The 25,152-nt window shown below is 65.2% G+C and carries 22 protein-coding genes; 9 read left to right on the plus strand and 13 right to left on the minus strand.

Going from position 1 to position 25,152, the window contains the following annotated elements:
- Window positions 1–30 precede the first annotated feature (30 nt).
- The 5 genes from ACX80V_RS01310 to mnmA all read right to left on the minus strand — a co-directional run bounded on the left by ACX80V_RS01310 (window position 31) and on the right by mnmA (window position 6,873).
- Window positions 31–1,746, minus strand: a complete 1,716-nt coding sequence (locus ACX80V_RS01310; protein ID WP_485841650.1) for an ABC transporter ATP-binding protein — start codon at window positions 1,744–1,746, stop codon at window positions 31–33.
- Window positions 1,743–2,756, minus strand: a complete 1,014-nt coding sequence (locus ACX80V_RS01315) for an ABC transporter permease (RefSeq protein WP_485841651.1) — start codon at window positions 2,754–2,756, stop codon at window positions 1,743–1,745. Before ACX80V_RS01315 ends, ACX80V_RS01310 begins: the two co-directional genes overlap by 4 nt.
- Window positions 2,756–3,838: an ABC transporter permease gene (locus ACX80V_RS01320; RefSeq protein WP_485841652.1), complete on the minus strand. Its 1,083-nt coding sequence runs from the start codon at window positions 3,836–3,838 to the stop codon at window positions 2,756–2,758. The genes ACX80V_RS01315 and ACX80V_RS01320 overlap by 1 nt, the downstream gene beginning before the upstream one ends.
- A 95-nt stretch (window positions 3,839–3,933) precedes the next feature.
- Complete coding sequence (locus tag ACX80V_RS01325; protein WP_485841653.1) at window positions 3,934–5,574, minus strand: ABC transporter substrate-binding protein; 1,641 nt, start codon at window positions 5,572–5,574, stop codon at window positions 3,934–3,936.
- Between the two features lie 174 nt (window positions 5,575–5,748).
- Window positions 5,749–6,873 carry a tRNA 2-thiouridine(34) synthase MnmA gene (mnmA, locus tag ACX80V_RS01330; protein WP_485841654.1) on the minus strand — a complete coding sequence of 375 codons (1,125 nt, stop codon included), beginning with the start codon at window positions 6,871–6,873 and terminating at the stop codon, window positions 5,749–5,751.
- Between the two features lie 206 nt (window positions 6,874–7,079).
- On the opposite strand from mnmA, the gene ACX80V_RS01335 reads away from it, so the two are divergent.
- Window positions 7,080–8,351, plus strand: a complete 1,272-nt coding sequence (locus tag ACX80V_RS01335; protein ID WP_485841655.1) for an NAD(P)/FAD-dependent oxidoreductase — start codon at window positions 7,080–7,082, stop codon at window positions 8,349–8,351.
- Here ACX80V_RS01335 and ACX80V_RS01340 read toward each other — a convergent pair.
- Complete coding sequence (locus ACX80V_RS01340) at window positions 8,327–9,559, minus strand: cysteine desulfurase family protein (RefSeq protein ID WP_485841656.1); 1,233 nt, start codon at window positions 9,557–9,559, stop codon at window positions 8,327–8,329. The two genes, ACX80V_RS01335 and ACX80V_RS01340, sit on opposite strands and share 25 nt — an antisense overlap.
- 56 nt (window positions 9,560–9,615) lie before the next feature.
- Window positions 9,616–10,278 carry a helix-turn-helix transcriptional regulator gene (locus ACX80V_RS01345; protein WP_485841657.1) on the minus strand — a complete coding sequence of 221 codons (663 nt, stop codon included), beginning with the start codon at window positions 10,276–10,278 and terminating at the stop codon, window positions 9,616–9,618.
- Between the two features lie 90 nt (window positions 10,279–10,368).
- Between ACX80V_RS01345 and ACX80V_RS01350 the strand changes: the two genes are divergently transcribed.
- The gene (locus tag ACX80V_RS01350) at window positions 10,369–10,797 is read left to right on the plus strand and encodes a hypothetical protein (RefSeq protein ID WP_485841658.1); all 429 of its coding nucleotides are present in this window, start codon (window positions 10,369–10,371) and stop codon (window positions 10,795–10,797) included.
- A 9-nt stretch (window positions 10,798–10,806) separates the two neighbouring features.
- On the opposite strand, the gene ACX80V_RS01355 is transcribed toward ACX80V_RS01350, so the two are convergent.
- Entirely contained in the window at window positions 10,807–11,472 is a 666-nt protein-coding gene (locus tag ACX80V_RS01355; RefSeq protein ID WP_485841659.1) for a hypothetical protein, read from the minus strand.
- A gap of 174 nt (window positions 11,473–11,646) precedes the next feature.
- Here ACX80V_RS01355 and ACX80V_RS01360 point away from each other — a divergent pair, with 174 nt between their 5' ends.
- The 4 genes from ACX80V_RS01360 (at window position 11,647) to ACX80V_RS01375 (ending at window position 14,821) form a co-directional block, all read left to right on the plus strand.
- Window positions 11,647–12,609 (plus strand): J domain-containing protein, encoded by a 963-nt coding sequence (locus tag ACX80V_RS01360; RefSeq protein WP_485841660.1) that lies wholly within the window; start codon window positions 11,647–11,649, stop codon window positions 12,607–12,609.
- Between the two features lie 66 nt (window positions 12,610–12,675).
- A complete protein-coding gene (locus tag ACX80V_RS01365) occupies window positions 12,676–13,143 on the plus strand; it encodes a tRNA (cytidine(34)-2'-O)-methyltransferase (protein ID WP_058931909.1) in 468 nt (155 codons plus the stop codon).
- Window positions 13,144–13,332: 189 nt separating this feature from the next.
- Window positions 13,333–13,941: an ECF RNA polymerase sigma factor SigK gene (sigK, locus tag ACX80V_RS01370; protein WP_485841661.1), complete on the plus strand. Its 609-nt coding sequence runs from the start codon at window positions 13,333–13,335 to the stop codon at window positions 13,939–13,941.
- A 1-nt stretch (window position 13,942) separates the two neighbouring features.
- Window positions 13,943–14,821 carry an anti-sigma factor gene (locus tag ACX80V_RS01375; RefSeq protein WP_485841662.1) on the plus strand — a complete coding sequence of 293 codons (879 nt, stop codon included), beginning with the start codon at window positions 13,943–13,945 and terminating at the stop codon, window positions 14,819–14,821.
- A 48-nt stretch (window positions 14,822–14,869) separates the two neighbouring features.
- Here the strand turns inward: ACX80V_RS01375 and ACX80V_RS01380 are convergent, their stop codons facing one another.
- From ACX80V_RS01380 to ACX80V_RS01395, 4 genes are all read right to left on the minus strand, one after another.
- Window positions 14,870–15,649, minus strand: a complete 780-nt coding sequence (locus ACX80V_RS01380) for a PIG-L deacetylase family protein (RefSeq protein ID WP_485841663.1) — start codon at window positions 15,647–15,649, stop codon at window positions 14,870–14,872.
- A gap of 2 nt (window positions 15,650–15,651) precedes the next feature.
- Window positions 15,652–16,605 (minus strand): electron transfer flavoprotein subunit alpha/FixB family protein, encoded by a 954-nt coding sequence (locus ACX80V_RS01385; RefSeq protein WP_485841664.1) that lies wholly within the window; start codon window positions 16,603–16,605, stop codon window positions 15,652–15,654.
- 14 nt (window positions 16,606–16,619) lie between these two features.
- A complete protein-coding gene (locus ACX80V_RS01390; protein WP_485841763.1) occupies window positions 16,620–17,420 on the minus strand; it encodes an electron transfer flavoprotein subunit beta/FixA family protein in 801 nt (266 codons plus the stop codon).
- A gap of 289 nt (window positions 17,421–17,709) precedes the next feature.
- Window positions 17,710–19,308, minus strand: a complete 1,599-nt coding sequence (locus ACX80V_RS01395; RefSeq protein WP_485841665.1) for a S1C family serine protease — start codon at window positions 19,306–19,308, stop codon at window positions 17,710–17,712.
- Between the two features lie 287 nt (window positions 19,309–19,595).
- Between ACX80V_RS01395 and ACX80V_RS01400 the strand changes: the two genes are divergently transcribed.
- The 3 genes from ACX80V_RS01400 (at window position 19,596) to ACX80V_RS01410 (ending at window position 24,144) form a co-directional block, all read left to right on the plus strand.
- Entirely contained in the window at window positions 19,596–21,641 is a 2,046-nt protein-coding gene (locus ACX80V_RS01400) for a TPM domain-containing protein (RefSeq protein WP_485841666.1), read from the plus strand.
- 112 nt (window positions 21,642–21,753) lie between these two features.
- Window positions 21,754–22,539, plus strand: coding sequence for a PspA/IM30 family protein (locus tag ACX80V_RS01405; RefSeq protein ID WP_056343844.1), 786 nt, complete (start codon window positions 21,754–21,756; stop codon window positions 22,537–22,539).
- A gap of 129 nt (window positions 22,540–22,668) precedes the next feature.
- Window positions 22,669–24,144, plus strand: coding sequence for a cryptochrome/photolyase family protein (locus ACX80V_RS01410; protein WP_485841667.1), 1,476 nt, complete (start codon window positions 22,669–22,671; stop codon window positions 24,142–24,144).
- On the opposite strand, the gene ACX80V_RS01415 is transcribed toward ACX80V_RS01410, so the two are convergent.
- On the minus strand, window positions 24,134–25,066 hold the full coding sequence (locus ACX80V_RS01415) for a cytochrome b/b6 domain-containing protein (protein ID WP_485841668.1): 933 nt from the start codon (window positions 25,064–25,066) through the stop codon (window positions 24,134–24,136). The genes ACX80V_RS01410 and ACX80V_RS01415 overlap by 11 nt on opposite strands.
- Window positions 25,067–25,152 lie beyond the last annotated feature (86 nt).

Raw genomic sequence — 25,152 nt, forward strand, 5'->3', positions numbered from 1 at the left:
GCGCCGCGACTGTGGGGTCGCCGGGGGTGCCTACTGGGCCAGCAGCGCCCGGTGCGCTTCCCGGCGTCGTGCCTGTTCGTCCGGATCAGGGACCGGCAGCGAGGCAATCAGCCGTTTGGTGTAGTCGTGCTGCGGCGCGCCCATCACCTGGCTGCCGATGCCCTGCTCCACCAGCTTGCCCTTGTACAGGACGCCCACCCACTGGGACAGGATGTCCACCACCGCGAGGTCGTGGCTGATGAACAGTGCCGCGAACCCGAACTCGGCCTGGATTTCCTTGAAGAGTTCCAGGACCTTCGCCTGCACCGAAACGTCCAGGGCCGACGTCGGCTCGTCAGCGATCAGCAACCGCGGGTTCAGGATCAGTGCCCGCGCCAGCGACGCCCGCTGGCGCTGCCCGCCGGACAGCTCGTGCGGGTACCGCTGGGCGTACGACGCCGGCAACTGCACTGATTCAAGCAGCTCAGCAACGCGTTTGCGCGCCTGCGCCGGGCTCGGGTTGGTGTGAATGATCATGGGCTCCGCTACGCAGTCGCCGATGGTCAACTGGGGGTTGAAGGACGCAGCCGGATCCTGGAACACAAAGCCAATATCCTTCCGGAGGGGCTTGAACGTCCGCTCCTTGAGGTTCAGCATCTCGTAGCCGAGTACCTTCAGGCTGCCGCCCGTGGTCCGGTTCAGGCCCGCGATGGCCCGGCCGATGGTGGTTTTCCCTGATCCGGATTCGCCTACCAGTCCAAAGACTTCGCCCTGGGACACGGTGAAGCTGACCCCGTCCACGGCCTTGAAGGCGGGAGTTCCCAGCCTGCCGGGGTACTCGATGGTCAGGTTGGTTGCCTCCACCAGCACCGGCGAACCCTGGTGGGCGCGTTCCCGCAGGCCCTCCGACGCCGAGTTCCGGCCCAGGTGGGGCACGGCGGCCAGCAGCTTCTTGGTATAATCCTGCTTGGGTTCAGCAAAAAGCACGCGCACCGGCGCCTCCTCCACCACATCACCCTGGTACATCACCACTACGCGGTCCGCGAGATCGGCCACCACGCCCATGTTGTGGGTGATCAGCACGATCGAGGTGCCGTACTTGTCCCGGAGGTCCCGGAGCAGCTCCAGGATTTCGGCCTGGACGGTGACATCCAGGGCTGTGGTGGGTTCATCGGCGACAATCAGTCCCGGGTTCAGGGCCAGCGCGGCGGCGATCACCACGCGCTGCTTCTGGCCGCCGGAGAACTGATGAGGGTAGTAGTTGACCCGATGCTCCGGATCGGGGATCCCCACTTTGCGCAGCGCCTCAATGGCGCGGGCCTTGGCGTCCTTGGCCGAGACCCGTTTCCCCCCGGCACCGCCGGCGTGGGCACGGATGCCCTCGGCGATCTGCCAGCCCACCGTGAACACCGGGTTCAGGGCCGTGGAGGGCTCCTGGAACACCATGGCCACGTCGCGGCCGCGGATCTGCCTCAGCTTCGCGGCGCTGACGCTGATCACGTTGTTCCCGTTGATCAGGACGGCGCCCCCGCTGGTGGCGGTCTCAGGCAACAGTCCGAGGATGGTTTTCGCGGTCACGGTCTTGCCGGAGCCGGATTCACCCACGATGGCCAGGACCTCGCCGGAGCGGACGTCCAGGCTCACATCCTTCACGGCGTAGACGTCTCCGCCGTCGGTGGCGAAAGTGACTTTGAGGTGGTCGATCTCCAGTACGGGCTGGTCTGCCGGCCTGGACTGGTCAGATGCCGAATCAATATTGATGGTCACAGTCCTCTCACATCCGCTGCGATGGCAGCCTGCGCGGCCGCGGTTGATGGTCCCGGGGCGCCCTTGGCGCCGGCAGCCTTGCGTCCGCGCAAGCGCGGATCGTTCAGGTCATTGATGCTTTCTCCTACGAGGGTGAGGCCAACCACTGTCAGGACGATGGCCAGGCCGGGAAACACTCCGGTCCACCAAATGCCTGAGGAGGCGTCGGACATCGCCTTGTTCAGGTCAAAGCCCCATTCAGCGGCGGAGCTTGGCTCGATACCGAAACCGAGGAAGCCCAGGCCTGCCAGGGTGAGGATGGCTTCGGAGGCGTTGAGCGTAAAGATCAGCGGCAGGGTCCGGGTCGCGTTGGAAAAGATGTGCCTGCTGATAATCCTGGCGCTTGAGGCGCCAACAACCTGGGCTGATTCCACAAACGGTTCAGCCTTGAGCCGGATGGTTTCAGCACGGATCACCCGGAAGTACTGCGGTACAAACACTGCCGTGATGGCAAACCCGCAGGCGAGGATTCCGCCCCAGAAGCCAGACTGTCCCTTATTGATGGCAATCGACATCACGATAGCCACCAGGAGTGTCGGGAAGGCGTAAATCGCGTCAGCAATCACCACCAGCACTCGGTCCAGCCAGCCGCCGAAGTAGCCGCTCACCAGGCCGAGGAACACTCCCAGGAAGATGGACATCAGCACGGCAGCAACAATCACCGCCATGGCTGTCTGCGATCCCCAGATCATCCGGGACAGCACATCGTAGCCGCCCACGGTTGTGCCCAACAGGTGTTTGCCGCCGGGTTCGGCCTGCGCGGGGAAGGAACCGGCGTCGTCGGAAATCTGGGAGTACCCGTAGGGCGCCAGGAACGGCGCAAATATTGCGGCCACCAGAAAAGCAGCACAAAGCACGACGCCGATGAGCAGCATGGTCCGCTGCAGGCCAACGCTTTGGCGGATGTGGGACGAGACCGGAAGCCGGTCCAGCAAGGATTTCTTTCTCGGTTCCAATGCCGTGGCGCCCATCAGTACCTCACTCGCGGATCAATCAGGGCAGCGGCGATATCCACTGCGAAGTTGGTGACCGCCACAATGACGGCCAGCAACATCACGATTCCCTGGACGGCTACAAAGTCACGTGCTGTCAGGTACTGCGCCAGCTGATAGCCGAGGCCCTTCCACTCGAAGGTGGTTTCGGTCAGCACCGCACCGCCGAGCAGCAGGGCAATCTGCAAACCCATCACCGTAATGATGGGGATCAGCGCAGGCTTGTAGGCATGCTTGGTCACGAGGCGGTATTCACTGACACCTCGTGAGCGGCCTGCCTCAACATAGTCCCTGCCCAGTGTGCCGATCACGTTGGTGCGGACCAGACGGAGGAAGACGCCCGCGGTCAATAGGCCCAGCGCGACGGCCGGCAGGACTGCGTGGTGGACGATGTCGCCAAAGGCTGCCAGATTACCGCTGCGAAGGGCGTCCAGCCAGTAGATGCCAGTCGGCGCTGCCAGCCTGCCCATCGCCAGTTCGGTTGTGGTGGACGCACGGCCGGCTACCGGGAACCAACCCAGGCCCACAGAAAACGTGAGCTTCAGCAGCAGGCCGGCAAAGAAGACGGGAGTGGCGTAGCAAAGGATGGCGAACATGCGCAGGAAGGCGTCCGGAAGCTTGTCGCGTTTGTGGGCTGCAAACATTCCCAGTGGAATGCCTACCAGCAGCGCCACCACGAGCGCGTTGATGCTCAGTTCCAGCGTGGCCGCACCAAACTTGACGAGCATCTCAACAACCGGCCGGCCATCTGAAATAGTCCGGCCGAAGTTTCCAGTGGCGATGTGGCCAAGGTACTCGATGTATTGGATGAACAGGTTCCGGTCATAGCCGGCCTGGTGCACCAGGGCGTCGATTTGTTCCTGCGGGAGGCGTCCGCCCTGGGCTGCGGTAATGGGATCGCCGGTGATCCGCATCAGAAAGAAAACGAGGGTGACGAGGATGAAGATCGTGGGGAAAATGAGCAGGAAGCGAATCAGGATATACCTCCCGAGGCCACCTCCCGCGGATTTGGATATGGGGGCCGCTACCGTTGGCGGCGGCGCATCTATCAATGTGGCCATACTGAACCTGCTTGGTCTGGAAAGCGAAAAGTGTGGAGCCAACACGTAGGAGGCAGGGCCGGCCGGCCCCACCTCCTACGCAGGTGTAACAGGTGTTACTTGGAAATGGTGCCGAGCCGGAACTTGAACGACGCATCCAGTGTCGAATCCACGCCCTTCACCTTGGTCCCCGAAACGGCAACCTGAGCGCCCTGCAGCAACGGCAGGGTGGAGATGTCCTTGGCCAGAAGATTCTGGACCTCCTGGATCGTCTTCTCGCGCTCTGCCTTGTCAGCCGTGACGAGCTGCTTGGCGATCAGAGATTCGACCTCAGGGTTGGAGTAGTGGTTGTTCATGAAGCCGCCGCCCACGAAGAAGGGTGTCAGGTAGTTGTCTGCGTCGCTGAAGTCCGGGAACCAGCCCAGCTGGAAGACGGGGTAGCTGTCTTTCTTCGACGCCGAGTTGTACGTGACCCACTCGGTGGACTGAAGGTCCACAGTGAACAGCCCGCTCTTCTCCAACTGGTCCTTGACCATGGCGTATTCGTCACCGGATGACTTGCCGTAGTGGTCCGGGTTGTACTGCAGTTTGATGGTCACTGGACCGGTGATGCCGGCGTCGGACATGACCTTCTTGGCCTTGTCCAGGCTGGGTTTGCCGGAGCCATCCCCATAGGCCTGCTTGAACGATTCGTTGGCGCCCACGAAACCGGACGGGACGTTGGACCACATGGGCAGGTACGTGCCCTTGTAGACCTGATCCGAGATGGCCTGGCGGTCAATGAGGTCAGCAACCGCCTGACGGACGGCAAGCGCCTTCTTCGGGTCCGCTTCGGGAGCCTTGGCACCATACGGCATGGTGTCGTAGTTGAAGACGATGTACCGCATCTCACCGCCGGGTCCGACATGGACCGTGACGTTGGAATCCTTCTTGAGGTCATCGATGTCCGTGGCGCTCAGGCTGCGGTTGGCAACGTCGATCTGCCCGCCCTTGACCTCCAACTTCATGTTGGTCTGGTCGGTGTAGTACTTGATGGTGGCCCCTGCGTTGGCGGGCTTGCCAAGCACTCCCTTGTAGTCCGGCCAGGCCTTGAGGCTGACCAGCGTGTTCTTGTTGTAGGAGTCGATGATGTACTGGCCGTGGAAGGCATTGGCCTTGACAATTTCCTCGTCGCTGAGGAGCTTGTCTGCCGGGAAGACTTCATCGTCTACGATCGGCGCGGCCGGGCTGGTCAGAATCTGCGGGAACGTCTGGTCGTTGGCATTCTTCAGCGTGAAAACAACGGTGCTGGCATCAGGCGTGGCAATGGAATCGATGTTGGACAACAATGATGCCGGTCCATTGGGATCGTTGATGGCCACCTGGCGATCAAAGGAGAACTTGACGTCTTTGGAATCCAAAACGTGCCCGTTGGCCCACTTGAGGTCGCTCTTCAGCTTGACGGTGAATTCCGTGGGCTTGGTGAAGGACGACGATTCGGCAAGGTCCGGCACGGGATCGGCGCCACCGGGCTTGGAGTTCAACAAATAGGAGTAAATCTGGTTCATCACCATAAACGAACCGTTGTCGTACGAGCCCGCCGGGTCAAGTGCGGTGACTTTGTCTGTGGTGCCGTACGCGATGACGCTGCTTGCATTCTCCGATGCTGTGCTGCCACCGCCGCCGCCACCCGAGGGGCCCGTGCAGGCCGTCAATGCGAAGGCGGAAACGCCTGCGAGCGCGAGTGCGCTGCGCAAGGCTTGAGTGCTCTTGGTCATCTGTGAACTTTCTGTTCGATGAGTACGCGCTCGCCGCCCGCAAATGGGTGTCTTGGCTTGAGCGGGCAGCGCGCTGTCCTGATGCCTAGATTCAACCAGACGCCGGACTCATCAACCGGCTTTTTTGTGAGTTGAGACACAAAATTTACCTGACCGGGGTAAATTTGCTCCGCCTCAGAGCTCCGCGCGCTGCAACGACCGAGCAGCGTCGATCGTGGCCTGTCCCAGAACGCGGCTGCCCTGGTAGAGGACCACTGTCTGGCCGGGTGCCACACCGCGCAGCGGATCGGTCAACGTGACCAGCAGCTGGGGTGCACCCTCGCCGGGCAGCATTCGCGCGGTTGCCGGCACGGGGTCACCGTGGGCGCGGACCTGGGCATAGCAGTCAAACTCGGCGCCCGTTTCGATTTCCGCGATGGGCAGGCCGGCCCACGAGACCTTGATGCCGCGGATCTCGTCAATGGCCAGCAGCGCCTGGGGCCCCACCACTACCTTGTTTTCCTTGGGCCGGATCTCCAGGACGAACCTGGGCTTGCCGTCCGCTGCGGGTGTGCCGAGCTTCAGGCCGCGGCGCTGTCCCACGGTGAACGCGTTGGCTCCCGGGTGCTCCCCCACCTTCGTGCCGGCCTCGTCCACAATGTCACCGGTGGTCATGTCGATCTTTTCGGCGAGCCAGCCCGCGGTGTCGCCGTCCGGAATGAAGCAGATGTCGTGGCTGTCGGGCTTGTTGGCCACTGACAGTCCACGCCGCTCGGCCTCGGCCCGCACCTCAGCCTTGGAGGGCGTGTCAGCCAGCGGGAACATGGAGTGCTTGAGCTGCTCGTGGGTCAGGACACCCAGGACGTAGCTCTGGTCCTTGGCCCAGTCCGCCGCTCGGTGAAGTTCGGGGTTGCCATCGGCGTCCTTGATGACCTTGGCGTAATGCCCGGTGCAGACGGCGTCAAAGCCCAGGGCGATGGCCTTCTCCAGCAGGGCGGCAAACTTAATCCGCTCGTTGCAGCGCATGCAGGGGTTGGGCGTCCGCCCGGCAGCATACTCATCGATGAAGTCCTGGACCACGTCTTCCTTGAAGCGCTCCGAGAAATCCCAGACGTAATACGGAATACCCAGCACATCGCAGGCCCGCCACGCATCGCGCGAGTCCTCGATGGTGCAGCAGCCGCGGCTGCCCGTCCGCAGGGTGCCGGGCATCCTGGACAGCGCAAGGTGAACGCCGACGACGTCGTGCCCGGCCTCAACGGCACGTGCTGCGGCAACGGCGGAGTCGACTCCACCGCTCATGGCTGCTAGAACTCGCATGCTGGCTTTCTTTAGGGTTCGGGGATGCCGGCAGAGGGCGGCTGCCGTTCAACCGGCGGCCGCAGGAATAGCACAATGCCTGCCGCACCAGTCTATCGCCACGCCGAATCCTCCCCAAAAGACCCTTGACCCAGCGGGCCTTCAATTCTAAAGTCAGACTTAACGGTTTTAGACTTCGAGCACGCACCAGCGGGAATCGGGCGGACATGGCTGAGGACATTGCTACTGCGGGGGACATTGTGATTGCCGGCGGCGGCCTGGCCGGTGCCACCGCGGCCAAGACCCTGCGGGCGGAAGGGTTCAAAGGCCGGGTGATCATCATCGGCGCCGAGCGCCATCACCCCTACCTGCGTCCGCCGCTGTCCAAGGAGTACCTGCTGGGCAAGGCCGCCGAGGACGCCGTTCCGGTCGTGCCGCCAGGCTGGTACGCGGAGAACGACGTCGGCCTCCGCCTGGGTGCCCGCGTCACGGGCATCCGGCCGGACGCCAGGACGGTGGAGATGGACGACGGCAGCACACTGTCATACGGCTCCCTGCTGCTCGCCACCGGCGCGGCGCCCCGCACCCTCCACCTGCCCGGAAGCGACATGGCGGGGGTATCCACCTTCCGCACCTTGGACGACAGCCGTCGGTTGCGCAGCAGTCTGGCGGCGGGCGGCAGGAACGTGGTGATGATCGGCTCCGGCTGGATCGGCATGGAACTGGCTGCGGCTGCCGCTACGTACGGCAACAACGTCACGCTCCTCGGACTGGAAGAAATCCCCCTGGCCGGGGCCATCGGCCCTGACCTGGGGCGGTTCTTCCGCAGACTCCACGAAGCCAACGGCGTGAGCTTCCGGCTTCCCGCCTCAGCACGGGAACTCACCGGCCACGGCGGTGCTGTCACCGGGGTGGTCACCGATTCCGGAGAGGCGCTCCCTGCGGACATCGTGGTCATCGCCGTCGGCGTGGTTCCCGAGACCGGACTCGCGCAGGCGGCCGGCCTTGCCCTGGACAACGGGATCCTCACGGACGCGTCCCTGCGGACCAGCGCGCCCGGCATTTTTGCCGCCGGCGACGTCGCCAACGCCTTGCACCCCTTCACCGGCCAGCACCACCGCAGCGAGCACTGGTCCAATGCCCTGAACGGCGGAAAAGTGGCGGCAAAGGCCATGCTCGGCCTGGACGCCGTCCTGAGCACCATCCCCTACTTCTACACCGATCAGTACGACGTCAGCATGGAGTACTCCGGCTTCCCGGCCCAGGCTGCGGGCGCTGAGCCGGTGATCCGGGGGTCGCTGGAGGACAATGAGTTCATAGCGTTCTGGCAGCGGGATTCCAGGGTGGTGGCCGGGATGAGCGTCAACTGGCCGCGGAAGCCACAGCCTGGCGCACAGAAAACCATCAAAGCCCTCATCTCGGCCAGGACGCCCGTCTCAGCGGAGCGCCTGGCCGACAACTCCGTTGGGCTCGATCAGCTCCTGCCGGAGGACGCCTGACGCGCTACCGTTCCCGCAGTCTGGATCGAGGATTCATGCCCGGCCATCCCTGCCTGGCGGGCGCGTTGGTATGCGCCGGGGAGGGCTGCCAGCAAGGCATCCACGTCCGCGTCGGTTGAGGCATGTCCCAGCGTGAAGCGCTGGGCGCCGCGGGCTGTCTCCTCGTCCAGCCCCATGGCCAGCAGCACGTGGGACGGGCGCGGGACACCGGCCGTACAGGCGGATCCCGTGGAGGATTCCACCCCCACCAGGTCCAGCAGGAACAGCAGCGAATCACCTTCGCAGCCAGGGAACGTGAAATGCGCGTTGCCGGGCAGCCGCCCCTCCCCCGGGGCTCCGCGGAGCACGGCTTCGGGCACCCGCTCAAGGACGCCGTCGATGAGCCTGTCCCGCAGGCCCGCGATCCTCGCGGACTCGGCGGCAAGCTGTGCGGTGGCGGCTTCCGCGGCCGCCGCGAACGCGGCGATGGACGCCGTGTCCAGCGTCCCGGAGCGCACGTCGCGTTCCTGGCCGCCACCGTGCTGCACCGGGGTCAGCTTGACCGCCCGTCCCAACAAGAGGGCACCGACTCCCACCGGTCCGCCGATCTTGTGCCCGGATACGGACATCGCGTCCAGCCCGGAGTCCTTGAAATTCACAGGCAGCGAGCCGAACGCCTGCACCGCATCCGAATGAACCGGAACCCCAACGGCGTGCGCCAGTTCCACAATCCTGTGCACCGGCTGGATGGTACCCACTTCGTTGTTGGCCCACATGACCGTCACGAGCGCTATGTCCTCGGGGTCCCGGGCCAGCTCGGCGGCGAGGACATCAAGGTCCACCACGCCCTCGCTGTCCACCGGAAGCCAGGTGGCAATGGCGCCCTCGTGCCGCTCCAGCCATTCCACAGTGTCCTGAACGGCATGATGCTCGACAGCGGAGCAGAGGATGCGCCGCCGTGCCGGGTCTTCGCCGGAACGGGCCCAGTACAGGCCCTTCACGGCAAGGTTGTCCGACTCAGTGCCCCCGGACGTAAAAATGACCTCGGAGGGATGGGCGCCGGCAGCCGCCGCGATGGCTTCCCTCGCGTCCTCCACGGAGCGGCGGGCACGCCGGCCCGAGCCGTGCAGGGACGAAGGATTGCCGGTGCGGGCAAGTTCCCGGGTCAGGGCTGCCAGCGCCTCGGCGGAAAGTGGCGTGGTGGCTGCATGATCGAGGTAGACGGGCACGCCTCAATTCTAGCGGCGCCCAGGGCGGCACAGCCGCGGCCCCGGCCCATCAGGTGTCAGGGCGGGGTGATCCTGGCGCAGCACTGGCCAGGCTCGCTGTTCGGCGCTATACGTTCCTCCGGCTCCCCGCACGCCGCAGCCGCGCCCTGCAGAAATGATCCGTTCATGGCGCAGACGACTTCCGGGTGCCCGTCCGAGAGCCGATGGAACGGGCAGTTCACCAGCACAAAGCCGCCGGCGCCGTCAGGCCTGGGCTCGTAGCCCTCCCCCGCCATGAAGTCCGCCAGGCTTGTGGCGCCGGCGGCCAGCGCCTGGCCCTTGCCGTACGACGCGGCCAGCAGGGAATTGCCCACGGCTCCGCCGGTCGCTGTGGAGTGCTCGATCGCTGCGACCAGCAGCTCAGCGGCGAGGTCATAGTTGCGGTCCGGCACGAAAGCGCCGACTTCACTCGTTGATTGCCGGTACATCTTCGCCGGCCGCCCGGAGCCAGGACCTGACTTCCCGGCGGCCTTGTGGAATTCCACCGCCAGGAGTCCGTCCTGGACCAGCCTGTCAAGGTGAAAGGACGCCGTGCTTCTTGGCAGGCCGAGGGCCAGCGCAGCCTCATCGCGCCCGACTGCGGCATCGGAAGCGGCAACCAGTTCAAAAAGCTGCCGGCGCTTGTCGTCGCCCAAGGAAGCCACGGCCGCCATGCGGCGGCCCCACGGAAGTCTGCGCACCCTGTAACCCTAACTCTAAAAACAACATCCATTGCTTAATGGTGCTAATCTTTCTAAAATAATCATACCTACTTTTAGAAGGAGTGCACCATGACAACCAACGCGAAAATCACCGCAGGCAGTCGGCTACAGGCTATGGCACCGGACAGGCAGGCCTTCTTCCTGCTGCGCACCGTGTTCACCGTCGCACCGATTCTCTTCGGGCTGGACAAGTTCACCAACATCCTGACCGACTGGACCATCTACCTCGCGCCGGTTGCCACCTCCGTGGTGCCAGTGTCGGCGCAGACCTTTATGTACGTCGTCGGCGTCGTGGAGATCGTCGCCGGCATTGCGGTGGCCGTCCGGCCTCGGTTCGGTTCCCTGCTGGTCGCCGTCTGGCTGCTGGGCATCATCGTCAACCTGCTGGTCCTGGGCAGCTTCTACGACGTTGCCTTACGGGACTTCGGCCTGCTCGTGGCCGCGCTGGCCCTGAACCGCCTTTCCCCCGCCGGGTCCTGGCGCAGGCATGGTAAGTAACCAACACCGCTAGTTCGACGGCGGAACCACACGGAGGCGTTCTGCAACGTCGGCCCGGGCGGCTGCCAGTGTGGCATCGTCCGGGCAGGCCACCGAAATGTAGACCGACGATGCCGCGGTGCCGAACACCCGGGCCATAACGGCCGTGGCCTGGACGCCAGCTTGGCCGGGTTTCTCCAGCACCATTACCTCGGCCGATGGCCCCGGCTTGCCAACCTCACCGCCCCAACGCAGCGTCGCGGTCTTCAGATAACCGGGCAGGATGGTCGGATCCAGGTACGTGAAGAGGCCAATGGTCGATTCCTTGTCGTCTTGGAGTGCCAGCGGGACCTGGTTGGTGCTGACCTTGGCCGCCACCAGGCAGCCATCGGCCTTCACGAATTGACTCTCGCCGGCCACGTTCTTCTTGACCTGCTGCCAGCCGGGTGTTTCCTTCAGTCCGTCCGATATCCCCACGGGGACTCCGGCGGCCAGGGAACCGCCCGCGGAGAACGGCATGTCCTTTTCTGCCACCGCTTCTGCGTCGTGGCCAGGGGTAATAGTGGGCGTGGCCAGGGCGGTGACGATTGGCTCCACTTTCGGGGCGGCCGGATCGGGCACATCAACAGTGCAGCCCCCCAGTGTGCTCACGCCAAGCAGCGCCCCCGCCACGAGTACAGCCGCCTGTGCCTTCACGCCCACCCCAATAAGTTCGCCCCGGACGGCCAGCCTGCCGTCCTCCTGAAAGAGTCTAGACGCCAGCCCCGGGAACCACTGGGGCGTGCGCAGACGTTGTGTGGGCAGGCCGTAAACTGGGGCCCACCGGGCTGCCTGCCGTGGACTGGCCAGACGAAGAAAAAGGATGAGTGCTTGACCGAGAGCAGCAGCTCCTACTACGAGGTGCTCCGTATCGCCGTGACGGCCACCGACAAGGAGATCAAGGTGGCCTACCGCCGGGCCGCGCGGAAGGCCCATCCTGACCATGGCGGGGACGCCGCTGCTTTCCGGCGAGTGACGGCAGCATACGAAACCCTCATAGACCCCACGCGCCGGAAGGCCTACGACCGCTCGTACGCCGCGGGAACCGCCCGCAACACCGACGATTCCGCCGCAGGGCCGCACTTTGATGCGCCGGCGGCGGGCAGCCATGCCTCGGCCACAGTGCACAGAACCACCACGCCGCGGAACACCGCAGGCGACCCGCCCCTTTATGTCCCGCCCTACGATGCCGCCGCTTTCGAGGCGTCCGGCACGGTGCCGCTTATCCCGTTCGCCCAGGCCAGCCAGCAGGTCCACGGGATGCCGCGCAAACGGGGTATTTTTGGCGCCGGGGCCCGAATCCAGCGCGAACTGCGCACGGTGCAGCTCATCACCCGCCAGGTTCTGCCTGCGATTCCTGCGGCCCGGCTGGTCAACGGCCTGCAGTCCCCGGCCGATAACAGCCACATCGACCACGCACTCCTGTCCGGCTACCGGCTGGCGCTGATCGGGTCCATGCTGCTGCCAAAGGGCGCCTACGCCTGGGACGGGCAAACCCTGAGGCACGGCGGACGTTCCATCGCGCCGCCGCAACTGGCCCACGTTGTCCGGGCCATGCAGGACATCTTCCCGGAACTGAACGTCACCGGCTGGACAGTCATCCACAGCGCCGACGGCAACCTCCACGAACCCGTCATCGACCGCCACCGGCGAACAGCCGGCACGTCCGAAACCATCCAGGTGGTGAACGCGGCAGGCCTGGTCCGCGGCCTCAAGCAATTCCTCTCCTCCGGCCCCACACCCAACGCCGTCAATGTGTCGGTGCTGGCCAGGCTGCTTCGCGGCATGCACTGAACCGTTGCATGCGCTGGGTAGCGGGCACTGAACCGTTGACCCGGATTGGTTGACTAGGATTGGACGGTGTTCCGAATCCTCTTCCATGCCCCCGAAATCCCCGGCAATACCGGCAATGCGATCAGGCTGGCAGCCATAACCGGCGCCCAACTGCACCTGGTGGAACCCCTCGGCTTTGATTTCTCCGATGCCAAGCTCCGGCGCGCCGGCCTGGACTACCACGACCTCGCCGTCGTCACCGTCCACAAAAGCATTGAGGACGCCTGGCGCGAACTGCAGCCGGAGCGTGTGTACGCCTTCACCTCGGACGGCACCGCCAGCTACGCGGACATCGCCTACCGCCCCGGGGACGTCCTGATGTTCGGCCAGGAATCAGTGGGCCTGCCGGAACACCTCAAAAGCGATCCGCATGTCACGGCCACCGTGCGGCTTCCCATGCTGCCGTCCCTCCGTTCGCTGAACCTGGCCAACGCGGCGTCCATTGCTGTCTACGAGGCCTGGCGCCAGCAGGGATTTTCCGGCGCCCAGATTTGAGCGCCCGCGGCCCATCCGGACGGCTGCCTGCACCGAATCACTCCTGACAGCAATTCCGGGGCGAGGAAGGAGCGGCAGGTGACACGGCTAGCGACGAGGCGGGCGGCGCCGTCGGCTCTCCCCTTTCCCCGGGGCAGCACTGGCCGCGATGCTCAGGTTTCACCGCCGGGCGACTTATGCTGGGTAGTGATGGAAACTCCCAACGCGCCAAACTCCGAGGCCCCGGCCGCAGTCACTGACTCACCGGCGGACCTCAGCAAGCGCTTGGCCGGGCTGCTCGCCCGCATAGCCGGCGGCGACCAGGCCGCGTTTGCCGAGTTCTACCAACTGACATCGCGCAGGGTGTTCGGCATGGCGCGGCGAGTGCTCATCGATCCCGAACTCAGCGAAGACGCCACGCAGGAGGTTTTCCTCCAGGTCTGGCAGAACGCCGCGAAGTTCAACCCGGAAGCAGGCAGTCCGCTGTCGTGGCTAATGACCATTTCACACCGCCGGGCCGTGGACAAGGTCCGTTCCTCGCAGTCGGCCACCGACCGAGAGGCCAAATACGGCGCCAGCAGCCAGGACGTGGACCACGACTCCGTCTCCGCCGAGGTGGACAGCAGGCTCGAGGCCGAGGCGGTGGTCCGGTGCCTGGAAACACTGACCGAAACACAACAGGAATCCGTGCGGCTGGCCTACTACGGCGGCCTTACTTACCGCGAAGTCGCGGAAAAGCTAAACGCAGCAGTACCCACCATCAAGTCCCGCATCCGCGACGGACTGATCCGCTTGAAGACCTGTCTGGGGGTGAGTTGAGATGACAGAAATGAATAGTCAGGGAGGCACCCGCCGTCCCGGCTCGTTCGGAACTGAGATCGCCGCCGACCTGGAATCCGGGCGGGCCGCGGATCTCGCCGAGCTCTATGCCCTGGACGCGATCAGCGATGCCGAACGCGCCGCCATTGACCGCTACATCTCCGCCGCGCCCGACGCCGAGCGCAGCGCCTTCTTTGAGCGTGTCCGCCAGGCAAGGGAGACCCTCGCGGCGTCCTTCACGGCTGAGGCCGAGCCTCCCGCGGATCTTTTCGCCCGTATCGTGTCGCAGTTGCCGTCGCTCGTGCAGCTGCCTGCCGATGGGCCCACCGAAGTCATTGCTGCGCCTGCCGCGGCAGCCACGCCGTCCGCGCAGGCGCCGGCAGAAGCCCCCGATGAGCTCGCCGCTGCCAGGGTCCGCCGGGAAGAACGACGCCGGCCTGCCGGCGCCCGCCGCTGGCTCACCGCAGTCGCCGCCGCCGCCGTAATCGCCCTCGGTGGCGTGGGCGTGGGTGCCTACATCACGGACCAGAACGACCCCCTGAACCAGGTCGTCCGGGCCGGCGACGTCCGCGAAGCCTCCGTACCCGTCTCCGCCGGCGGAACTGCCACCGTGCTGATTTCGTCGTCGCGGGATGCCGTGGTGGTCAAGATGAACGGTGTACCCGCACCGCCGGCCGGCAAGGTTTACCAGATGTGGCTGATCCCGAAAGACGGCTCGGCACCGGTTTCCCAGGGCCTGATGGACGAAGCAGCCCTGTCAAAGCCTGCCGTGGTGAAGGGCATTGCGTCCGCTGCAGCGCTCGGCATCACCGTGGAGCCCGTGGGCGGTTCGGCCACCCCAACGTTCCCCACCGTGGCTGCCGCACCTCTGGGCGCCTGAGCCCGGGGGCGGCTGCGCCAGAGGCCAGCCGCCCCACCACCGGAAGTTCTAGAAGCCGGCGATCGTCCCCGGGCCGTTGACGGCGACCACGTGGAAGGCTTCGGCGCTGCGGCCCTCAGCAAAGCCCGCACGCCGTGCGCTCATGTGCATGCCGTTCCGCACCGCCGCTTCCATGGCCGCGACATCGGGATGCTGGCTCACGTGCACGTGGATCGCGTCGAGCTTGGCGTCCACATGGTCGGTGACATCCTCAAAGTGGTTCTCCCGCTCTTCGGGCCCGGCATAGAGCCACAGCCACGGCAGTTTGTAGGCCGCGAGGCCTGCCTCGGCCAGCTCCGGATAGGCGAACGGGTTTTCGACCGCAGGGTATACAGCCCGGGTCACGGCCTCCCCCACGGCAAGGTGGTCCGGGTGGCTCTTCTGGAGGCGGTTCCAGTTCCGTTCCGGATGCATGGCGAGCACGACGTCGGGACGGACTTCCCGGATCAGCTTCACCACACCTTTCATCACCGCGTGCGTCGGTTCCAGGTAGCCGTCGCGCTCATGGAGGTAGTGGATGTCGGTCACGCCCACGAGTTCGGCTGCCCGGCGCTGCTCGGCCGCCCTGAGGGCGATGATCTCGGCCCGCTGCGCCGGGTCGAAGCCGCCCGCGTCGCCGTCCGTCATGATGCAGTAGCTGACGTGGATTCCCGCGGCCGTCCAGGCGGCGATGGTGCCGGCCGCACCGAAGTCGATGTCGTCCGGATGAGCGGCGAAACAGAGCACCCGCCCAATCCGGTGGATGTCCGGGTTGAACGGGCTCTGTGCTGAGGCAGCGGAGTGCGCCAAGGTCAGCCTTTTCGCTTCTTGATTTCTTCGGTGGCCTGCGGAAGGACGTCGAAGAGGTCCCCGATGATGCCAAAATCGGCGATTTCGAAGATCGGCGACTCGGCGTCTTTGTTCACGGCCACAATGACCTTCGCTGTCTGCATCCCGGCCTTCTGCTGGATGGCACCGGATATGCCGGCGGAGATGTAGAGCTGGGGCGACACGGTCTTGCCGGTCTGGCCCACCTGGGCGTCGTGGCTGATCCAGCCGGCGTCCGTAGCTGCACGGGAGGCTCCGACGGCAGCACCGAGGGCGTCCGCAAGCTGCTCCACGGGGCCGAAGTCGCCGTCCACTCCGCGTCCGCCGGCCACCACGATGCGGGCGTCCGACAGATCCGGGCGGCCGCTGGCCGCCTTCTGCTCGCGGGCGGTGACGCGGGCCGCCGTGGCCATACCGTCGGCCGGAACTTCTACGGTGGACGTCTCCGGGCCGGAAGCCACGGATGCCGGCTCCGGCGTGACGTTGTTGGCCTTCACCGTCAGCACGGAAACCGCCGTGGTGGCCCTGGCAGAGGTGGTGTAGGACCCCGCGAGGACCGACTTGTGCGCTGTACCGTCGGCGTCGACCGCCACAACATCGGTGATGACGCCGGCGTTCAGCCGGATGCCGAGCCGCGCCGCGATCTCTTTGCCTTCGGGCGAGTTGTCCAGGAGGACCGTGCCGGCACCGGCGGCACCCGCGGCGGCCGCGAGATAGGCTGCCTTCGCCGAGACAAGGTAGTCATCCAGGTCCTGGGCGGAGGGCCGGAAAACGGCGGTGACGCCGTACTCGGCGAGCGTGGCCGAAACACCCGATTGCAGATCGCCGTTCACGGCAACAGCGGTCTCTCCCAGGGAACGTCCCAGGGTGAGCAGTTCGAGGGTGCTCTTCTTCAGGGCATCGCCGGGGTTGTCAATGAATACGAGTACGTTTGCCATGTCTGTGATCCCTCTTAGAGCAGCTTCTGGGCGGCCAGGAAGTCGACGAGCTTGATGCCGGCGTCGCCTTCGTCGGTGATGATGGTTCCGGCGGTGCGCGGCGGGCGTTCCTCGGCAGCGGTCACTGTGGTCCACGATCCGGCGTGGCCCACGTGCGCGGGATCAACTCCGATGTCGTCCAGGGACAGGGTGGTGATGCTCTTGCGCTTGGCCGCGATGATGCCCTTGAAGTTGGGGTAGCGCGGCTCGTTGATCTGGTCCGTCACGGAGACCACCGCGGGAAGCGTTGCTTCGACGGTCTCCGAGTAGGTGTCGGCGTCGCGGCGCGCGGTGAGGCGGCCGCCGTCGACCGTCAGGGAGGACGCGAAGGTGACCTGCGGCAGACCCAGGCGCTCGGCGAGCTGGGCCGGGACCAGGGACGTTTCGCCGTCTGTGGACGCCATGCCCGTGAGGACAAGGTCCACCGGCGCGCCGGTGCCAATATGGCGGATGGCAGCCGCGAGCGCGAGCGAAGTGGCGGCGGCGTCTGAGCCGGCCAGTGCACTGTCCGTGAGGTGCACACCTTCGGTGGCGCCCATCTGGAGCGACTTCTTCACCGCGTTCACGGCACCGGACGCGCCCATGCTCAGCGCAATGACCTGGTTGCCGGCCTTGGCCCCACCGCGGGCCTCAGCCAGCTGCAAAGCCGCCTCCAGCGCGTATTCGTCCAGCTCGGAAAGGATGCTTTCGTCACGGTCCGTGGTGAAGCCCTCGCCAGTGAGGTGTCGGTCGAACTGTGCGTCCGGTACATGCTTGACCAGGACGATGATCTTCAATGTCTCTTCCACTGTTTTTACAGCAGCCTTCCATGCTTGTGGACAGCCAGCCGGATGGGGTCATGGCCTCGGAACGCCCGGGGTACGGGTAGATCCTAGCTAACCATATAGCCGTCCCCCGTGGCCGTCCCGTTAACGCCTGTGTCACGGCCCTGCCCGTGCGCGCCGGGGATCACCTTACGACGGCGGCGGCACAGGACGGTGACAACAGGGGGACGGCGGCGATCACCTTTGGTGACCTCCGCCGTCGTCCGCGTTTATGGTTTGCCGTGCGCTCTGCTGTTCAGGCCTACTGGTCCGCCGCGGTGCCGAGCGTGACGTCCAGCGTCTGCTCCTGGCCGTTGCGCAGGACGGTGAGCTTGACGGTGGAGCCGCCGGCCTGCTCACGGACGGCCGCTGTGAGCTGGTTGGGCTCGCTGATGACCAGGTCGTTGAACTTGATCACCACATCGCCCACCTTGATACCGGCCTTTGCGGCAGCTGAATTCGGCTCTACCGTTGCCACGTCGGCACCTACGGAGAAGCCCGAGGACGAGCTGCTGGACGACTTTTCCTTGACGCTGACACCCAACTGGCCGTGGGAGGCCTTGCCGGTATCAATGATCTCCTGTGCCACCCGTTTTGCGTGGTTGATGGGGATGCTGAAGCCCACTCCGATATTTCCGCCGGTGGTCGAAGAATCGGAGCCGGCGGACGCGATGGCGACGTTGACGCCGATGATCTCTCCCTTGCTGTTGACCAGCGCTCCGCCGGAGTTGCCGGGGTTGATGGCGGCATCAGTCTGGATCACGTTGATGGAGATGGAACCCTGGTTGGCAGTGCTTTGGCCTTGGCCACCGTTTGGCGGGGCGAACTGGAAGCCCTGATCGCCGCCCTGGGAAGTGTCGCCTTCCTTCGGTGCCGCCGAGGACGCAACACTGATGGTCCGGTTCAGGGTTGAGACGATGCCGTCAGTGACTGTTCCGGTCAGGCCAAGCGGGGAGCCGATGGCGATGGCCGTGTCGCCGACGTTGAGCTTGCCCGAGTCACCGAGCGTGGCTGCGGTCAGCCCGGACGCGTCGTCCACCTTGATGACGGCAAGGTCAGAAAGGGGGTCAGTGCCCACCAGTGTGGCCTTGAGGACCTTGCCCGCGCTGGTCCGGACCTCCAGGGCTGCGTTGGCGCTCTGGCCATCGAGCGTCACCACGTGGGTGTTGGTCAGGATGTGCCCTTCGTTGTCCATAACGATGCCGGAGCCCGTGCCGCCCGAACTGCCGCTCGTGGCACTGATGGTCACCACGCTGGGCGACGCCTTGAGCGCCGCGGCCGTGATGGCGTTGACGTCGTCCTTGTTGTTAACAATCACGGTCTCAGACTGGCTGCCGCTGCTCGCGGCCGACGGCGAGCCATTGTTGAATAGGTTGCCCGAACCGACCGTGGCCACGCCACCACCCACAAGGCCGGCGGCCAGGATGCTTGCCACCAGGGTCCCGACGCCGAAGGAGGCTTTCCTGCGGGGCGCGTCGGCCGGGTTCGGGGCAGCGTTGTACTGGCCCGTATAACCGCCCGGAACGGCGGAATGCGCTCCGTGGTGGCCATATTGCTGGCCGCTGGGCTGGACGGCGCCGTCCGGACCGGGAGTCTGCTGGCCCGGTGTCTGCTGTCCAGGCACCGGCTGGCTATGCGTTTGTTGGCCGTAGAAGGGCTCGCGGGGAGGAAAAACCGGACGGGGTGCATCCGGCAGCGGCTGCGTGGGGTTCCCGGGGGCCCCGGAGCGGTCCAGCTGCTCGGTCGGATTAGCCTGACCGACAGCGTCGCTGCGGACCTCCGCAGGCTTCTGGTCGGGATTCCGGTTCTCGTCCGGATCCCGGTTCTCAGGCGCTGCACCCTGGGTTGGGTTCTCAGTCATTGGACTTCCTTTCATCCTCGTCTGCATTAACTATGTACCGTCTGGCTGGAACTGGGGCGAACGTTCGCTGGGAGGTTCCTGAGAGACTGAAAATCCCTGCACACCAACGCTTTCGAGCGTTTCGCTGGTGGCATATTCGTCCGTGTGGACGCACCATAAGGTGCACCATAGAATCAAGAAGAATTGCCACAGCGACCTGCGGCTTTACATCACGCGTGGGGGCGCTGCTGCATTCTGAGACGTTGATTCGTCCCGAATCGGTGTCAGGCGTGCTGAAGGGTTGCACAATGCGGTCAAAGTTCAAACGTATTCTCGCCGTGATCGGCCTGACCGGGCTGCTCGCGGTTCCTGCCGGCGCGGCCTGGGCTGAACCGCCGGTCACTTTGGACCCGGTGACAAAAATTGTCGATCCCAATGGCGTCCTGGGCGGTGACAAAGCCGAGGTTGAGTCGGCCATCAAGAAGCTGGGCACGGACCACTCAACAGTGCTGCACGTAGTAATTGTGAAGAAATTCGAAAGCCCGACCGATCGGGAAGCGTGGAGCGATGAGGTTGCCCAAAAGGCCAGCCTGGGACAGAACGCTTTGATTTTCGCGGTCGCTACCGATACCAGGCAGTACGTCCTGAATAAGCCCGGCAACAACAAGATCACTACCGCCCAAATTGAAAACATCAAGAGCAAAGCCATTGGCCCGCAGCTGGCGAACGACAACTACTCCCAAGCCGCCATCAATGCCGCAGCAGCCATCGGCGATGCAGCAGGCGGTGGCAGCGGCAACGTCCCCGGTGACGGCGCCGGGGCTGCGGTCCTGGTAGGAACGGGTATTGCAGTTGCCGGTGGGGCCGGCGCGTACCTTTACTTCCGCAACAAGCGCAAAAAGGCAGCCTTGGCATCCAGCGCCAGCTACGGTCCCCAGGGCACCGAGCTCGATCCGCTGGCTTCGCTCAGCATCGAGGACCTCCGACGCAAGAGCGGTTCCCTCATCATCGAGGCCGACGACGCCATCAAGTCCAGCGAGCAGGAACTCGGCTTCGCGGAGGCCCAGTACGGCGACGCCGCGGTGGGAAACTTCACCAAGGCCCTGGCCGAAGCCAAAGCCCACATGTCCGAATCCTTCAAGCTCCAGCAGCAGCTTGACGACCACATCCCGGACACGGAAGAACAGCAGCGCAGCTGGCTCGGCGAAATCATCCGCCGTTCAGAGGCAGCACTCGGCTCGCTCCAGGAGCAGAAGGCCGACTTCGATTCGCTCCGGGAGCTCGAGAAGAACGCCCCGCAGGCACTGGCAGCCATCAGCGCCGGAGCCCACGAAGCCGACGCCAAGATCGCCAGCGCCGAACAGTCACTGACGGCCTTGCGCGCCAAGTACGCGGACAGCGCGCTAGTTCAGGTCGCTGACAACATCACCCAGGCCAAGGAACGGCTGGCCTTTGTGCAGAATGCCACGGCCACCGCACAGGAAAAGCTCACCGAAGGCGAGGGCAGCCTCGCCGCAGTCGCCGTGCGGGCGTCTGAAGAGAGCCTGCACCAGACCAACGTTCTGCTGGACGCCATCGCCAAGGTGTCAACCAGCCTGGACGAGGCCCGCAACGGCCTGGAGGCGGCTGTCGTCGAAACCTCCCAGGACCTCGCGCAGGCGAAGGCCATGATCCAGTCCGGCGAACACCCCGAACTCGCCGGCCCGGTCGCCGGCGTTGAAGCCGCTCTGGGCCAGGTCAAAGCCGAAATCCAGGGCGGGAAAATCGATCCCATCGCCACCCTGCAGCGCGTTGAAACAGCACACCAGGCACTGGACCAGTCCCTCACCGGCATCCGGAACCAGCAGGACCAGGCCCGCCGCGCCCAGGCATCGCTGCAGCAGACCATCATGTCGGCGCAGGCGCAGATCAGTGCCACGTCGGACTACATCACCGCCCGCCGCGGCGGCGTAGGCACCGAGGCCCGTACACGGCTCGCCGAGTCCCAGCGCAACCTCGACTACGCACTGTCCATCTCGCGCAACGATCCCGTCACCGCGCTGACTTACGCCCAGCAGGCCCACGCCCTCGCGGCCCAGGCAGCGCAACTCGCCCAGGCTGACGTCGACAACTTTGGTGGCTACGCCAACCAGGGCTTCGGCGGCGGGGGCATGTTCGGCGGGCGCGGCGGAGGCGGCGGCGGCCTTGGGGGCGCCATCCTTGGCGGTATCCTCATCAACTCCATCCTCAACGGCGGAAGCGGCGGAGGCTGGGGTGGAGGCCACAGTGACGGCGGCGGCTGGGGCGGTGACTCCGGCGGCGGCGATATGGGCGGCGGCTGGGGCGGCGATTCCGGCGGCGGCGGGGACTTCTGATCCGACAAAAGGCTAGGCGCCGACAGGAACCAACCTGCCGGCGAAAAGAAGCGGTACAACAACTGTTCACTGATCTCAGTGGCCACCATTGAGCAGGACGAAAGGTAACACCATGGTTAAGCAGTCCATTTTCGGCCGGATCGCACAGCTGGCAAAGGCAAACATCAACACTTTGCTGGACAACGCTGAGGATCCGCAGAAGATGCTGGACCAGATGGTCCGGGACTACACCAACAACATTGCGGAGGCTGAGTCCGCCGTAGCCCAGACCATCGGCAACCTGCGTATGCTCCAGGATGACTACCGCGAGGACATCAAGAATGCCCAGGACTGGGGCAACAAGGCCCTTGCCGCATCTCGCAAGGCTGACGAATACCGCAGCGCCGGCGACAGCGTAGACGCCGAGAAGTTCGACAACCTCGCGAAGGTAGCGCTGCAGCGCCAGATGTCCGCGGAAAGCGAAGCCAAGGGTGCTGAGCCGAGCATCGCCTCGCAGACCGAAGTAGTGGACAAGCTCAAGTCGGGCCTGGACCAGATGAAGGGCAAGCTCAACGAACTCACCAGCAAGCGCAACGAACTGGTTGCCCGCTCCAAGACGGCCGCGGCACAGTCCCAGGTGCATGATGCCATTAAGAGCATCGACTTCATGGATCCCACCAGCGAAGTTGGCCGCTTCGAAGAGAAAATCCGCCGCGAAGAGGCCAAGGTCCGCGGACAGCAGGAGCTTGCCGCGTCGAGCCTGGACGCCCAGTTCAACCAGCTGGAAGACCTCGGCGAGCAGGTGGAAATCGAAGCACGCCTGGCAGCCCTGAAGTCCGGCGGCGCCAAGCCGGCCATCGGCGCTTCCGGCACCCGGTCCGAGTCCACAGTCGACGAAGCCGACTTCGACAAGCTGTAGCCAGGCGAGTCCGCCGCTGAGCGGGCAGCAGGGGGCCGGGGTTCATCACGAACCCCGGCCCTTGCCATGTCCGGACAGGAGCCCCCACCGGCCGTGCGGCTCCTGACTCGGGTGTGTAGCGTGGAAGCCATGGTCCCCCCCGTCGCATCCTCCATCGTCTGGCTCCGTGATGACCTTCGACTGGACGATAACCCCGCCCTGTCCCGCGCCGTCGAACTCGGCTTACCGCTCACGGTGGTCTACATCCTCGACGAGGAATCCCCCGGAATCCGTCCCCTGGGAGGTGCGGCCCGCTGGTGGCTGCACCACTCGCTGACGTCCCTGGCTGGCGCGCTTACTGAGGTCGGTTCCACGCTCACCCTCCGGCGTGGGCCTGCCAGCCGCGTGATCCGGGACCTGGCCGCGGAAACAGGCGCGCGGCACGTGCTGTGGAACCGGCGCTACGGCGGTCCCGAACGGTCCCTGGACGCGGAGATCAAGGCCTTGGCGGCGGAGAACGGCCTCGAAGCGGCCAGTTTCCAGGCCAACCTGCTCTTCGAGCCGTGGACCATCACCACCGGCAGCGGCGGCCCCTACAAGGTGTTCACGCCCTACTGGCGGGCCTGCACGGCGTCCGGCGAGCCCCGTTCGCCGCTGGATGCGCCGGCCCGCCTGCCCTCCCCCGCCGTCGCCGGTTCTATGAAGCAGGCCGGCAGCGACGCGCTGGCAGAGTGGTCACTGCCGCCCGTGTCCCCGGACTGGAGCGGCGGACTGGCTGAGACCTGGCTGCCCGGTGAGGCCGGAGCACACAGCAGGCTTGAGGACTTCCTGGATGGGCCCGCACAGGACTACGGCACAGGGCGGGACCTTCCCGGGATGGAGGGCACGTCCAGGCTGTCCCCGCACCTCCGTTTTGGTGAAATCAGCCCGTTCCGGGTCTGGCACGAGCTCCGCCGCCACTTCCCCCGCGAGGCGACGCCCGACGTCGGGATCTTCCGGTCCGAGCTGGGCTGGCGGGAGTTCTGCTGGCAACTGCTTTATGCCAATCCCCAGCTGGGTACCCGAAACTATCGGCCGGACTTCGACCGCTTCGAATGGCAGCAACCCACGGCGGCGGAACTGGAAGCATGGCAGCAGGGCCGGACCGGCTATCCGCTGGTGGACGCGGGGATGCGGCAGCTGTGGCAGACAGGTTGGATGCATAACCGGGTCCGGATGGCCGCAGCTTCGTTCCTCGTCAAGAACCTCCTGGCCGACTGGCGCCTGGGCGAGGCGTGGTTCTGGGACACCCTGGTGGATGCCGATGCCGCCAGCAACCCCGCCAACTGGCAATGGGTTGCAGGCTCGGGCGCCGATGCGTCCCCGTACTTCCGGATCTTCAATCCCGTCACGCAGAGCAAGAAGTTCGACGCCGACGGCCGGTACCTTCGCGAGTTCATTCCGGAAATCGCCCACATGGACCGCAGGGCCATCCACGAACCGTGGAACCAGCCCGATGTCCAGGGCTACCCCGCGCCCGTGGTGGGACTGCCCGAGTCCAGGGAGCGTGCGCTGGCCACCTACCAGAAGCTTCGGAAGGACCAGCAAGGCCAGGACGACGTCACCGGCCCGGAAATCAGCGGCTGACTTTGCCCATCAGGGAGGCGATGGGGCGAAGGAAGAGGGGACGGGCCAGGAACCAGGCTGCCACCATGGCGGCAACCGAAGCGAGGAAGACCCAGAAGCCGAACCAGCCGGCGTCGTCGCTCCCGCCGTACATGTGGTTCAGGTTCCGCAGCGCACCGGTGGCGAGGACCAGGAAGACATGCACCACGATGAACGCCACGAAATAGATCATGACCGGGAAGTGGATGGCCCGCGCGAGCTCAATGGGGTAGGCCTTGTTCAGGGCCGTGGCCTTCTTGGGCCACGCGGAGGACGTCCGGATGCCGGAGATGAAGGCAAGTGGTGCGGCAATGAAGACGGTGGCGAAGTACGTCAGCAGCTGGAGCGCGTTGTAGTTGACCCAGCCGTTGTCGGTGGGCCAGTTCAACGAGGCGTACTGCAGCGCTGCGGAGAGGGCATTGGGGATGACGTCCCAACTGGTGGGCACGATCCGCATCCATTGGCCGCTGGCGAAGAGCAGGATGGCGAACACCAGGCCGTTGAGGACCCAGAGCGCGTCCAGCGTCAGGTGCAGCCAGAGCTCCAAGGTGATCTTGGTGGGCGCGTTCTTGGTCTTGATCAGCCCATTGTTGTTGCGGGTCCAGTGGCCGCTGGGCCGCGTGCTGGTCCGCACCTGCCAGCCGGTCCTGATGATGAGCAGCAGGAAGAAGCCGTTCAGGAAGTGCTGCCAGGCCAGCCAGGCCGGGAATCCCACGGGCGCGCCCTCAGGCAGTTCCGAATGGCCCGGATAGTCAGCCAGGAACGAGGCGACAGCTGGAAGGCCGGTCATCCACTTGGCCAGCAGCACCACGAGCACCAGCGCTACAAGAACGGCAGGAACACCCCAGTAGAGTCGGGACCGCTTGCCCGTCGCGGAGCCGGGCTTCTTCGTGGGTGTGGACATCGAACAACATTCCTCTCGAGAATGAATGACCAGGTGCTCAAATGGCTTTGCGAACGAGAATACTAGGAACCAGGAGTAATCGGGCA

Source organism: Pseudarthrobacter arbutini (genome assembly GCF_054510915.1).

Bases quoted from the DNA above. Each gene is read 5' to 3' on its own strand.
- ACX80V_RS01385 (WP_485841664.1), bottom strand. From the start codon at position 16,605: ATGGCAAACGTACTCGTATTCATTGACAACCCCGGCGATGCCCTGAAG.
- mnmA (WP_485841654.1), bottom strand. From the start codon at position 6,873: ATGCGAGTTCTAGCAGCCATGAGCGGTGGAGTCGACTCCGCCGTTGCC.
- ACX80V_RS01335 (WP_485841655.1), top strand. From the start codon at position 7,080: ATGGCTGAGGACATTGCTACTGCGGGGGACATTGTGATTGCCGGCGGC.
- ACX80V_RS01350 (WP_485841658.1), top strand. From the start codon at position 10,369: ATGACAACCAACGCGAAAATCACCGCAGGCAGTCGGCTACAGGCTATG.
- ACX80V_RS01325 (WP_485841653.1), bottom strand. From the start codon at position 5,574: ATGACCAAGAGCACTCAAGCCTTGCGCAGCGCACTCGCGCTCGCAGGC.
- ACX80V_RS01395 (WP_485841665.1), bottom strand. From the start codon at position 19,308: ATGACTGAGAACCCAACCCAGGGTGCAGCGCCTGAGAACCGGGATCCG.
- ACX80V_RS01375 (WP_485841662.1), top strand. From the start codon at position 13,943: ATGACAGAAATGAATAGTCAGGGAGGCACCCGCCGTCCCGGCTCGTTC.
- ACX80V_RS01315 (WP_485841651.1), bottom strand. From the start codon at position 2,756: ATGGGCGCCACGGCATTGGAACCGAGAAAGAAATCCTTGCTGGACCGG.
- ACX80V_RS01320 (WP_485841652.1), bottom strand. From the start codon at position 3,838: ATGGCCACATTGATAGATGCGCCGCCGCCAACGGTAGCGGCCCCCATA.
- ACX80V_RS01405 (WP_056343844.1), top strand. From the start codon at position 21,754: ATGGTTAAGCAGTCCATTTTCGGCCGGATCGCACAGCTGGCAAAGGCA.
- sigK (WP_485841661.1), top strand. From the start codon at position 13,333: ATGGAAACTCCCAACGCGCCAAACTCCGAGGCCCCGGCCGCAGTCACT.
- ACX80V_RS01400 (WP_485841666.1), top strand. From the start codon at position 19,596: ATGCGGTCAAAGTTCAAACGTATTCTCGCCGTGATCGGCCTGACCGGG.
- ACX80V_RS01410 (WP_485841667.1), top strand. From the start codon at position 22,669: ATGGTCCCCCCCGTCGCATCCTCCATCGTCTGGCTCCGTGATGACCTT.
- ACX80V_RS01415 (WP_485841668.1), bottom strand. From the start codon at position 25,066: ATGTCCACACCCACGAAGAAGCCCGGCTCCGCGACGGGCAAGCGGTCC.